Source organism: Candidatus Defluviilinea gracilis, assembly GCF_057138825.1.
Genome location: NZ_DBNHEF010000078.1, coordinates 88,564 through 100,120 on the forward strand (window position 1 = coordinate 88,564; position 11,557 = coordinate 100,120).

Below are 11,557 nucleotides of genomic sequence, written 5' to 3' on the forward strand. Positions count from 1 at the left end.
AACATTGCGGGAGGTTTTATCGTTAAAAGGGAACTTTCAATCGGTTAAAATACTCCCCATGTCCAAACCCATCGCAACGCGCATTCTACTTTCCACTTTCTACTGTTTACTCGTCACTTCTTGTTTCCCCTCAACCCCTCCTCCTCTCCCCACCGAAACACAATCTCCATCCGCAACCATTCCTCCTTCTGAAACCGCGCTTCCAACTGAAACCCCAACCGCCTTCCCTACCCTCGCGCCTGAATTGGAGCGTCCGCGATATACGATTGACTTGCGGATGAATTACTCGTCCAAAGCGGCGGAGGTGAACCAGACCATCACCTATCCCAACTGGACCGGCGAAACGCTCACGAATCTTGTGCTGGCTGTTGAACCCAATTTATGGAGCGGCGGATTCACCCTCCGATCCCTTTCTGCGGATGGCTTGCCGATTCTTAATTACACGCTCGAACCGCTCAACCAGCGGCTGGAAATTGTCCTGCCTCAGCCGTTGCCTCCAAGCGGATCACTCACCCTCGCGATGACCTACAGCCTGATCCTCCCGCAGATGCAGGCGTACAGCAACCCGAACGAAGTCCGCCCGCAGATTTATGGGTACTCGGACAGGCAAGTCAACTTTGTGGATTGGTATCCGTTCATTGTGCCGTATCAAGCAGGCGAAGGATGGATATTGCACAACCCCTGGTTCTATGGCGAGCATCTTGTGTATGATGTGGCGGACTTCGATGTGACAGTCACATTCACCGATGGGACGACTCCGCAGATCGCCTCGTCGGGGGCGGAGGTGGCATCAGGGTTAGCGACCAGCCGCAAGTTCGAGTTGGACGCGGGGCGCACGTTTGCCCTATCCATGAGCACCGATTATAAAGTCGCCACGCAGACCGTCGGCGATGTGAAAGTCTTCGCGTATTATTTCGCGTTTTACGATGAAGAGGGCGAAGCGTTATTGCAAGCGACCGCGCAGGCGTTGCAAGTGTTCACTGAAAAGTTCGGACCATATCGTCACAAAACGATGACGGCAGTGCAAGGCGATTTCAACGACGGCATGGAATATTCTGCGTTCTATTTCATCAGCCGCGATTATTTTAATTTGTACGATGGCACGCCTGTGAATTACCTCGTGGCGATCGGCGCGCACGAGACCGCGCATCAATGGTGGTTCGACGCGGTGGCAAACGATCAGGGCATCGAGCCGTGGCTGGACGAGGCGCTTGCCACCTACAGCGAGCGTATGTATTACGAAGCGCTCTACCCCGATCTGGTTGCATCGTGGCAGAGTTATCGTTATTTTGAATTTCAACAAGCGGGCTTTGTGGATACGCAAGTGTATGATGGCGGCGGGCAAAGGCCGTATTGGGATAAAGTCTATTTAACAGGCGCGCGATTTTTTCAAGAGTTGCGCGAGCGCGTCGGCGATGAAATTTTCTTCGCGTTCCTCAAAGATTATTACGCTCAATACGCAGGCAAGCGCGCGACGGGCGCCGATTTCTTCCGCGTCCTGCGCGAGCATACCTCGGCGGATCTATCTGACCTGATGGCGAAGTATTTTAAAAATACATACTAACTCCGCTGGTTGAGTAGTCCCGCGATGCTCGTCGCAGGAAATATCGAAACCAGCAAGTAACAAATATGCTTTTGTTAACTGGTGGTCTCGATACGGGCGGAGAAGCATCCGCCCTACTCGACCACCAAAGCAGGGATGTAATATATTTTTATGAAAATTCCACTTCGATTTAATTTTCTCCTCCTTTTATTTTTTCTCTCCTCCTGCAATCTGCCTCAAAGGGGACAGGCGCTTCCTCCCACGCTTGCGGTTGTTACCCAGGACCCGGGCGCGTCGCCAACCCCCACGCCTTTCCAACCGGTGACGTTGACGCCGTCTTTCACGCCCGAACCGCCGACGAACACGCCGCCTCCGACGTTGGCTTTCACTGCAACATCCCTGCCACAGCCAACCTCGCCCCCAACCTCAGCGCGGACTCAATACACATTGTTTGCCTTGCTCGATTATTACGGACATCAACTCGCGGTGGATGAAACGATCCGATACACGAATCAAACGGGAGTGACGCTCAACGAACTGGTGATGGCGGTCGAGCCGAATCATCACGGCGGTTTTAATCTCGAGAATATACTGCTCAACGGCAATGCTTTGAATTATGATTTGAATGGTCATCGACTCATAGTCTATTTGCCGCAACCTCTGGCGCCGGGGACGCAAATCGCGTTAGCCATGCGCTTCCATGTTTCGATACCCGCCAAGGTGAAGGATCATCCATATGGCTATGATGTGGATCAGGTCAATTTGACGGATTGGCTCCCGTTCGTCGTGCCGTATAGCAACGGCTGGGTGTTGCATGACGATTATTATCTCGGCGAACATCTTGTCCAAGATGCGGCAGATTTTGAAGTCAACGTCCGCGCAACGGATGGAGCGCTCTCGTTTGCCACCGGCGGAGTGGGAGAGCCGAACAATGAATGGACTCGCTATCGCCTCTTCGGCGCGCGGACGTTCGCGCTGTCGGCGAGCGACCAGTTCCGGTTCGTGGAAGCCGCCGCAGGGGCGGCGGTGATCCGCGCGTATTATTATCCCGGTTACGAAACGGAGGGGCTTGCCATCCTGAATGCGGCGGTGCGTGCGGTGGGGTTGTTCGAGTCGCTGTTCGGTCCGTATCCGTATGGCAGTCTTAGCATTGTGCAGGCTGACTTGAACGACGGGCAGGAGTTCGATGGCTTGGTGTTTTTAGCGACGAAGTTTTACAACGAATACGACGGTTCGGCGCGCAGTAATCTGGTGGCGATCGGCGTGCATGAGATCGCGCATCAATGGTGGTATGGGTTGGTGGGGAATGATTCTGCCACCGAGCCGTGGCTGGATGAGGCGCTGTCGGTGTATAGCGAGGCGCTGTTCTATGAGCATATCTATCCCAACTCGTACGATTGGTGGTGGCAGTGGCGCGTAAATTATTTCGGTCCATCGGGCTATGTGGATGCGAGTATCTACGAAGCGCCGACCTTCCGCGCCTATGTCAACGCGAGTTATCTCAACGGCGCGAACTTTTTGGAAGCGTTGAACTATCGCATGGGAGACGACGCGTTCTTCGCATTCCTGCGCGATTACGCCTCGCGCTATGGGCGTGGTCGCGCCACTGCGTATGATTTTTTCGCGGTCGCGAGGCAGAACACCACTGCCGATATTTCGGATCTGATCCGGGCGTATTTTAGGGGAGGGTATTGAGGGAATTCAACTCAAGTATCTGTCTACAAATTCGCGCGGTTTCAACACTTCAATTCCTTCATAACCTGAAACCTTCAACAAATGCTTATCCCCGCTGATGATGATCTTGCTCTCGCTTGCCAGGGCGCAGGCGAAAAACTTATCATCGTCCGGATCCTCGCAAACAGGCCCATTGAGTTTTGCAGGCTTATAAACTTTTGCATGGTCAATGACAAAGTTGAGCATCGGCTTCAAGCCGATATTGGAGTATTCTTCCGCCAAAACTTCTCCAACCCGCCGATATTCATCCAGAATTTCCTGCGAAACGGCTAATTCAAACTTACCCGATTGCCATGTGTTGAGGATTTGAAAGGGAGGTCCGCTGAAGAAGACTGCTGAGACGAACACGTTGGTGTCCATCACAACTTTGTCCAAAGCGATCCTCATTTACGGGCTCTTGCTTTAGCAATGGCAGATGTAATGTCTTTTGGTTTCAACCCCGCTTCTTTTGCTTGTTGACGCGCTTGTTTGATAAGAGCATTGAATTCATTCATATCAGGCGGAGCGACCATTTTTAGAATGACAACATCTTCCTCGCCTACAACGAGGAACTGCGCGCCCTCTCTTAGATCGAGCCGCTTGCGAATGGATTCGGGAATCACAACTTGTCCTTTGGATGACATACGAGTGGTGGCTACGCTGTCCATGTTTTCTCCTTTTCTTACTAGTAAGATTGTATCATGGTTTTGATTTCATCAGGTGAAGGATGGCAAGATCGAACCACTTAATCATGATCGTCGCACAGTAGAGTACCACCGCGGATATTTCGGATTTGATCCGGGCGTATTTTGGGGGAGGGTATTGAGGAAAACGCGCGTTTCCTCCATGCCTCCCCTACGAAACCTACGCATGACCTAAACTCTCACTAAGAATTTTCTTTCACGCGCAATTCTTTGGTACAATCCCGCCCGCCTCGCTGTAGAAAAGTCGGGACGCTGAAAAAACGCTGAGAATGCTGATTAAAAATACATCCGCATTTTTCGCGCGAATCACCGTCCAAAGATTGAGACGAAACCCCAATGGAACTTGAACATAGTTATCTCCCAACGAACGGAATTCGCTTGCACGTCGTCCAGGCTGGACCGAAAAGCGGAACTCCTGTCGTCCTTTTACACGGCTTTCCTGAGTTTTGGTATGGGTGGAGGAAACAAATTCCCGCATTGGTGAACGCGGGGTGCCGGGTGATTATCCCTGACCAGCGCGGCTACAACCTGAGCGACAAGCCGAAAAATAAGAAAGACTACAGCGTTTTTACGCTTGTGGACGATGCGCTCGGCTTGATCAAAGTGTTGGACTACGACAAAGTCAACCTCGTGGGGCATGACTGGGGCGGGGGCGTCGCGTGGATGCTTGCCATGACGTATCCCGAAAAGTTGCACAAGCTTGCCGTGCTCAACTCGCCGCACCCGGCCGTGTATCGCAGGTTTGCGCGGCGCGACCCCGATCAAATCCGTCGCTCGTGGTATTGGCTCTTCTTTCAACTGCCATGGCTTGCGGAAAAAATATTGTCCGCGAACGCTTTCCGCGAGATGGCTCGCGGTCTGCGCAGTTCATCCGTGAAAAACACATTCACCGATGCGGACCTCGAAAAATATAAAGAGGCATGGTCGCAGCCCAACGCGTTGACCTCCATGCTGAATTGGTATCGCGCCGCATTTCAATTCCCGCCGAAGATGCCTGCGGATATGCAGGTCAAAGTCCGCACGTTGATGATGTGGGGGATGAAGGACTTCGCGCTCAGCCATCGCCTCGCGCGCCCGAGCATGGATTATTGCGACGACAGGAATTTGATCCTCTTCCCCGAGTCCACGCATTGGGCGCATCTCGACGCGGCCGATGAGGTGAATCACTATTTGATCGATTTTCTATTCGACTCGATCACGAAGCGGGCGATTAAATAACTCACCTTACGCAGTACCGCAAGATTTATCTTACGCCTGGCGTGGCGAGCGCAACTTGAAAGTTGCGGTACTGAAACTGCGTAGGTGAGTCAATAACTCGCCTTACGCGCTTGCCACTCCCGAAGGGATGACATGCAGTAGACTTTATCGGATATAACTTTGAGGCGCAGATGGACTGATTCAAAGAAGAAAAATCTGCGTTTATCAGCGTCCAGCATTGGTTTTGACTTATTACCGATAAAATTTGTTTGTCCCTTCAAACACCCCTTCGGGGTCTCCTGATAACTAAACAATAAAACGGCGATCTGATGATCGCCGTTTTGCATTCAACACTGTTTACGGGCTTGGCGGCAGGTCCACACAGTTGCCGCTTTCGAATCCGTTCAGCGAATGGTTGCTGTTTGCCACGCGGGCGCACAACTGCGTTGCGGCGGCGGGCTTATCGGAGACGCGATAGAAGACGAACGGTCGCGGACCCCCCCAGAGTTTCCACGGACCTGAACCCGGCGAACCGGCGTTTTCCACCGGCACGTTGTTGAAGAAGAAGTGAATGTGCATGCCGGGCAATGATTCTGTGAATTCAAACGTTTCATATTCCACAACATAGTAATTGTCTGAGTTAATCGTGATCGAATTGATGCGCACGTACGGTCCCGTCGGGATTGCTTCAGTTGGGGTGGCGGCGGGGGTGTCGGTCACGCTCAAGGTTGGCGACTCGACGATGACCAGCGGCGCTTCGGTGGCGGGCGCTTGCGTACTCGTCGGGATGACCGGCGGCTCCGTCGCATTACCTCCGCCGAGGAGTTGATTGAAGAGGAAAAACCCGCCGATCGCAAGACAGACAAACACAACGACCACGCCGGCGAAGATCGGCACGAGCGAGCGCGATTTCGGTTTTGACGCGGGTTGACTTGGCGCGGAATACGGAGTCTGTTGCGGCGCGCTTTCAACCATCGTGCCGCGCGCTTGTTGATGCATCGGACTGCTTTCGACCACCGTCCCGCGCGGGGCGCTGACCGGTTCAACTGATGTGGCTTTCTTATTTTTCGCCATGGTCGGCGCGTCTTCGACCATCGTCGAGCGCGAGGATGGGACAGGTCCCGCGGCGCGACCCGCCAACACATTACGGAGCGCCGCCGCCATTTGCGCGGCAGTTTGGTAGCGGTTGGCGGGATCTTTCTCGAGCGCCTTATTCACCACATCCACCAAGGCTTCGGGGATCTCCGGGTTCAGCTTTTGCGGGTTGGGCACCGGGTCGTTGATGTGCATCATCATCAACGTCATCGCCGAATCGGCGTCGAAGGGCGGCTTGCCGCTGAGCATTTCGAACAACGTCACGCCGAGCGAATAAATATCCGAGCGGCGGTCGGGTTGTTCGCCTTTGATCTGCTCCGGCGACATGTACATTGCTGTGCCCACAACCGCGCCGGTGGCGGTGTGCCGCGTGCCGCCGACGATCTTGGCAATGCCAAAGTCCATGAGGATGGCTTGACCGGAGGTGGTGAGCATCAGGTTGGCAGGCTTGATGTCGCGGTGGATCATGCCGCGCTGGTGGGCGTAGTCCACCGCGTCGCAGATGCTTGCCATGTATTCCATCGCTTTGGAAACGGACAATTTTCTCCCCTGGTCGTTAAGACGCTTGAGATGGTCCTGGATGGTTTCGCCCGGCACGAACTCGAGCACCATATAATACAGGTCGAGTTCCTCGTCTTTGTTGAAATCATGCACGAGAATGATGCCGGGGTGACGCAACTGCGCCACAGACGAGGCTTCCTCCTCGAACCGCCTGACAAAATCCGGGTTATCGGAAAGATGCGAGTGAATGACCTTGATGGCGACCACGCGCTTCAGGTTCGGGTCGGTGGCTTTATAGACCGCCGACATGCCGCCCTGCCCAAGCATCTCCTCGATCACGTAACGTTTGCCAATGGTTTTACCGATCAGTGATGACTTTGCCATTTCGTTCTCTCCGAATGAAAGATACCTCTATATAGAAAAATTCTGCAATGGAAGCGTTCATGATAACACAAATTATTTATGGGATTCGCCCCGCTTCCATCCCCCATGGAGGGCTGGTTCCCGTACCGCAAAGTTCACTTTGCGCTTGCGCGGCGCGCGGCAAGCAAACGACACGATGCCCCGCCTTAGTCGATCAAATACAACCATCCGTTGTTGAACTGACATTGCGTTTTGCGTCCCGATTCGCTCAACGCCACCATGGCAATGAATCCCCGGTCGAAAATTTTATCCGAGGTCTTGAAAGCGTTCAATCGCTGGGCATATTGCGCGTTGATCTCATCCACCACATTATCGTAGTCTGCTTTGTTTTGTTTGTAGGCTTGCATTGCCTGGGCGTTGTTCGCATCGGCGGGCTTCTCCGGCTCCGGCGGCAGGATGGGCAGTTTCGGCGGCTGGGTTGGGTCCACTTCGCCGATGAGCGTGTCGTTGGTGTAGATGTAGAACGTATTGCCGCGCCCGACCACGGTCAGACGGTTGGTGGCGAGATTCTCCCAACTGAAACTTTTATCGGTATAGCGGGCGTAGATGTCGCGGTAGTTCACCACCTCGCCATTCGACATGGTGACGAACAGCACGTGCCCGCTTGCCACGCGCGTCATGATGACCATGTATTGATTGAGCGCCAGGCTGTTACCGTCTGAGCGCAGGACGAACCCGCACCCGGCGATACTGCCGACAATATCCCACGTGATGTCCATCGAAACGACGAAATCTGTGGCAACCGTGCCGATGAAATAGTTGATGTATTCGAACTGACGGAAACCGGACGCGTCGAGCGTGACGGGAGGATGGACCCACCCTAGATGCCCCTCCGCCGGGTCGACGCCATACTTGCTTAGTTCTGACAGGCGCGGCGCGAACGCCTGGGCGGTGGCGGTGAGTTCGGCAGGCTTGGATTGGCTGATGGCTTGCGCGCGCGCGGTTTCAGCGGCGGCGTTCGCGTTCACATCTGCCAGCGCGGCGGCGGTGGCGGTTTCGAGGATCTGCGTGTTGAGCGCCTGCACGGTGGCATCCGCGTCGGTGGCGGGACCAGACCCACAGGCGAGAGAAGCGGTTAACACGGCGAGCAGGGCGGCGATGATAGGCGTCCGATTCTTTTGCATGGCGTTAGACCACATCCTTCCGCTTTTGCAGGTAGAGAATGGCGACGAACAGGATCAGGCAGATGGCGCCTTGGATCACCCAGGTTTTGCCGATCTTGGCGTAGTAGGTGGCTGTGTCCTCTTTGTTCACATACATGAACGGGAAGTTGGTGTAGAAATTTCGCACCACGCCTTCGGCCGGCGCGACCGCCACTTGCAATTCGGCGCGCCGGGTTTCATAGGCAACGCGATCGCGCTGATATTGTTCCACCTGGAGTTTATACGCCTCCACTTTGATCTCATACTCTTGCAGTTTGGCGAAGAATTCCGCCATGGCGATATTGTCGGATTGATTCTCAGGCTGGACGGGTTGCTCGGGTTCCGGCGGGAGGGGCGCAGGTTCGACCGGTAACGGCTCATCGATGGCGGGGATGCGGAACCTGCCCAAGCCCGGGTGGTTGCAGGATTCCTCGTGGAGCATGTTCACGCCCATGCACCGGCAGCCCTGCGGTTGGTCGCCGATGGGTTTGAGTTTATCTTCGAGGGTTAACGCGTTTTGCGCGGCGGGGTCGAGTTTCCAGCACAGGTCTGCCGCCACATCCGAACCGGGGCCGGTGATGCTCATGAGCGCTTCGAACGCCCAGCGCGTGGAGGTGGGCGCGCTGATAAACTCCGGCACGGGGATGAGCGCGCCGCCCAGCACGATCTGCGGGAGCATGAGGATGATGACCATAAGCGGCGCGGAACTGGCGTTCGGCGCGAGCGCGGAGGCGAAGAGCCCCAGCATCATGCCGGCGAGGGTGGCGAGCGTCATCGTGATGTAGATTTGCGCGAATTCCAACGCGCCGCCGGGCATTTCGAAGGCAAGGTAATGGACAATGGTGTACGCCGCCGCCTGATAGAAAGCGAGCAACGCGGCTACCCAGATCTTCGACATCACGTAAGGGAGAATCTTCAAGTTGACGAGTCGCTCGCGTTTGTAGATATCCTGCTCTTTGACGATCTCGCGCATTTGCGAGATGCCTCCCACCATCACGCCGTAGATCGTCATGAGGAAGAGGGTGATCATGACGCGGGCGATGTCCCCATCCGCAAAGGCGAAGGGGTTGCGTCCCATCACGCTGGCGAGCACCACGTCGAGCAGGCTCACGAGCGGCGCGGTGGCGAGCATGAGACCCAGGGCGAATTTATCGCGCGTGAGAATCTTGATGTTGCGCGCGGAAAGCACGAAGAATTGCTTAAGCGAGGAAACTTTCTTTGCCGAGGCGCCCGCTTTTGGCTGGGGCTTTTGCGGGGTTTGTTGAATCGTCGGCGAGCCTTCGGGCGAGAGTTTCCCGGCCAGCGGCTTGACGACATACTCTTGATATGCCTTGCTTTCGCGGTATCTCTGCGCCCATTCCGGCGCTTTGCCTTTGCTTTGGTCGTCGAGGATGGCGTAGATCTCGTCGAACTCGATCTTGCCGGCGCGGCGGTCGCGTTCGGAGCGATATTTGTCGAAGTATGCCAGCGCTTCATCCGGGGGACCGAACCACGCGAGGAAACCTCCGCGCGCGAGGAAGATCACTTTGTCCGCGAGCATCACGTTCTTGGTGGCGTGCGTGATGAGGATGATCGTGCGCCCCTGGTCGGCGAGGCGGCGCATGAGTTGCATGAGCGCGGTCTCGGTGCCGGGGTCGAGACCGGAGGTGGGCTCGTCGAGGAAGAACAGGCCGGGTTTGGTCAGCAACTCGACGCCGATGGAGACGCGTTTTTGTTGTCCGCCGCTCAAGCCGCTGATCTGCACATCCTTGCGATGGGTGAGATCGAGATCGGCAAGCACTTCCATCACGCGCTTTTCGCGTTCTTCGGCGGACGTATCGGCCGGCATACGCAATTGCGCGGCATAGTCCAATGCCTGATAGACCGTCAACTCCATGTGGATGATGTCTTTTTGCGGGACGAAGCCGATCTCGTTGCGGATGGCGTCGAAGTGGGTGTAGATGTCCACGTCGTTGACGAGCACTTTCGACGGGGAGGTGGCGGGGCGGTAGCCGGCGACCGCGTCTACAAAGGTGGATTTTCCGCCGCCGCTTTGCCCGACCACCACAATGAATTCGCGCGGCTTGAAGACCACCGATATATTTTGCAGGATGTTCAGGTCTTTGCGCACCCATTTGTTCAAGCCGAGAACTTCCACTTTCAAGCCGTTACTCTCGTCGAACTGGGCGAGCTGGTCTTTGCCCATCACGAAGTGATACTGACCGATGCGGATCGAATCGTCGGGTTTGAGCCAGAACGACCCCTCGACGCGTTCGCCGTTGACGAATACGCCGTTGGAACTGCGTAAATCCTCCACGCGATAGCGTTGACCCACGCGCTGGATCTGCGCATGGAAGCGCGAGACATTCGGCGAGGCAAGCGCCACGTCGTTGCTCGGGTCGCGCCCGATTGTGATGAGCGTCTTTTCGCCGAAGACGATATCTCGCGCGCCTTGCCCCGCTTCGGAGGGCGCTTCATAGGTCAGCGTAACCATCACGCCGGGATCCTGCCCGCCGATGCGCAACACATCGCCATGGCGCAACATGCGCGACCCTTCGATAGATCTGCCTTCGCAAAGCACCGGGTTCCGCGCCTCTGCCAGCACAACGAGCATGTACCCGCCTCCGCTTGCGGCTTCGAGACGGGCGTGTTTACCGGAGACGATCGGCGAGGGGATGACGATATCGTTCTCGTCGAGCCTGCCGATGCTGAGCGCCGAACGGGTGAGGTTGTACGATTTCGGCGGTTCCCCCGCCACTGTGACGATCAGTTTCCGCGGACCTGCCGCTGTGGGGATGATCGGTTCATCGCCGATGGTAGTTTGCGCCACATGCGAAACGACGACCGGTGTCGGTTTTTTTGCGCCCACCACCGTCGCATTCGGTTCGTCTGCTTCGGTGGGGGTGGTATACAGGAGCGTGATCGCCTGCCCTAAGCGGATCTCGTCGCGGTGGTTGAGCGTCTGCCGCCCGATCAACCGGTCGCCGTTGACGAAGGTGCCGTTGGAACTGCCGAGGTCTTCGATGATGTACTCGCCGCCTTGCATCATGAAGCGCGCATGGCGGCGCGACACGGCCGGCGTGGCGATGATAATATCCACGCCTTCATCTCTGCCCACCACAAGCTCAGATTTGGTCAATTCGAATTCTTTTGGGGGAGCGCTGCTCTGTGTGTTGACAAGCGTCAACTTGAATTTGCCAGATTGTGCCACGGGTCTGTTCCTTTTCCTTGTTGATAGAGGTCGATCCAACAGACAATCA

Annotated in this window: 8 protein-coding genes; 3 read left to right on the forward strand and 5 right to left on the reverse strand. The window is 55.7% G+C overall.

Annotation, left to right across the window (positions count from 1 at the left end):
* Window positions 1-58: 58 nt before the first annotated feature.
* Both AC16KF_RS15335 and AC16KF_RS15340 read left to right on the forward strand, forming a co-directional pair.
* Window positions 59-1,564, forward strand: a complete 1,506-nt coding sequence (locus tag AC16KF_RS15335; protein WP_484038216.1) for a M1 family metallopeptidase — start codon at window positions 59-61, stop codon at window positions 1,562-1,564.
* A 150-nt stretch (window positions 1,565-1,714) separates the two neighbouring features.
* Window positions 1,715-3,238: a M1 family metallopeptidase gene (locus AC16KF_RS15340; protein ID WP_484038217.1), complete on the forward strand. Its 1,524-nt coding sequence runs from the start codon at window positions 1,715-1,717 to the stop codon at window positions 3,236-3,238.
* A 6-nt stretch (window positions 3,239-3,244) separates the two neighbouring features.
* On the opposite strand, the gene AC16KF_RS15345 is transcribed toward AC16KF_RS15340, so the two are convergent.
* The gene (locus tag AC16KF_RS15345) at window positions 3,245-3,664 is read right to left on the reverse strand and encodes a putative toxin-antitoxin system toxin component, PIN family (RefSeq protein WP_484038218.1); all 420 of its coding nucleotides are present in this window, start codon (window positions 3,662-3,664) and stop codon (window positions 3,245-3,247) included.
* Window positions 3,661-3,924 carry an AbrB/MazE/SpoVT family DNA-binding domain-containing protein gene (locus tag AC16KF_RS15350; protein ID WP_484038219.1) on the reverse strand — a complete coding sequence of 88 codons (264 nt, stop codon included), beginning with the start codon at window positions 3,922-3,924 and terminating at the stop codon, window positions 3,661-3,663. Before AC16KF_RS15350 ends, AC16KF_RS15345 begins: the two co-directional genes overlap by 4 nt.
* A gap of 372 nt (window positions 3,925-4,296) precedes the next feature.
* Here AC16KF_RS15350 and AC16KF_RS15355 point away from each other — a divergent pair, with 372 nt between their 5' ends.
* Window positions 4,297-5,178 carry an alpha/beta fold hydrolase gene (locus AC16KF_RS15355; RefSeq protein WP_484038220.1) on the forward strand — a complete coding sequence of 294 codons (882 nt, stop codon included), beginning with the start codon at window positions 4,297-4,299 and terminating at the stop codon, window positions 5,176-5,178.
* A gap of 336 nt (window positions 5,179-5,514) precedes the next feature.
* On the opposite strand, the gene AC16KF_RS15360 is transcribed toward AC16KF_RS15355, so the two are convergent.
* The 3 genes from AC16KF_RS15360 to AC16KF_RS15370 form a co-directional block, all read right to left on the reverse strand.
* Window positions 5,515-7,137 carry a protein kinase domain-containing protein gene (locus AC16KF_RS15360; RefSeq protein ID WP_484038221.1) on the reverse strand — a complete coding sequence of 541 codons (1,623 nt, stop codon included), beginning with the start codon at window positions 7,135-7,137 and terminating at the stop codon, window positions 5,515-5,517.
* Between the two features lie 185 nt (window positions 7,138-7,322).
* Window positions 7,323-8,300, reverse strand: a complete 978-nt coding sequence (locus AC16KF_RS15365) for a hypothetical protein (protein ID WP_484038222.1) — start codon at window positions 8,298-8,300, stop codon at window positions 7,323-7,325.
* A 4-nt stretch (window positions 8,301-8,304) separates the two neighbouring features.
* Window positions 8,305-11,508, reverse strand: coding sequence for an FHA domain-containing protein (locus AC16KF_RS15370; protein WP_484038223.1), 3,204 nt, complete (start codon window positions 11,506-11,508; stop codon window positions 8,305-8,307).
* Window positions 11,509-11,557: the final 49 nt, after the last annotated feature.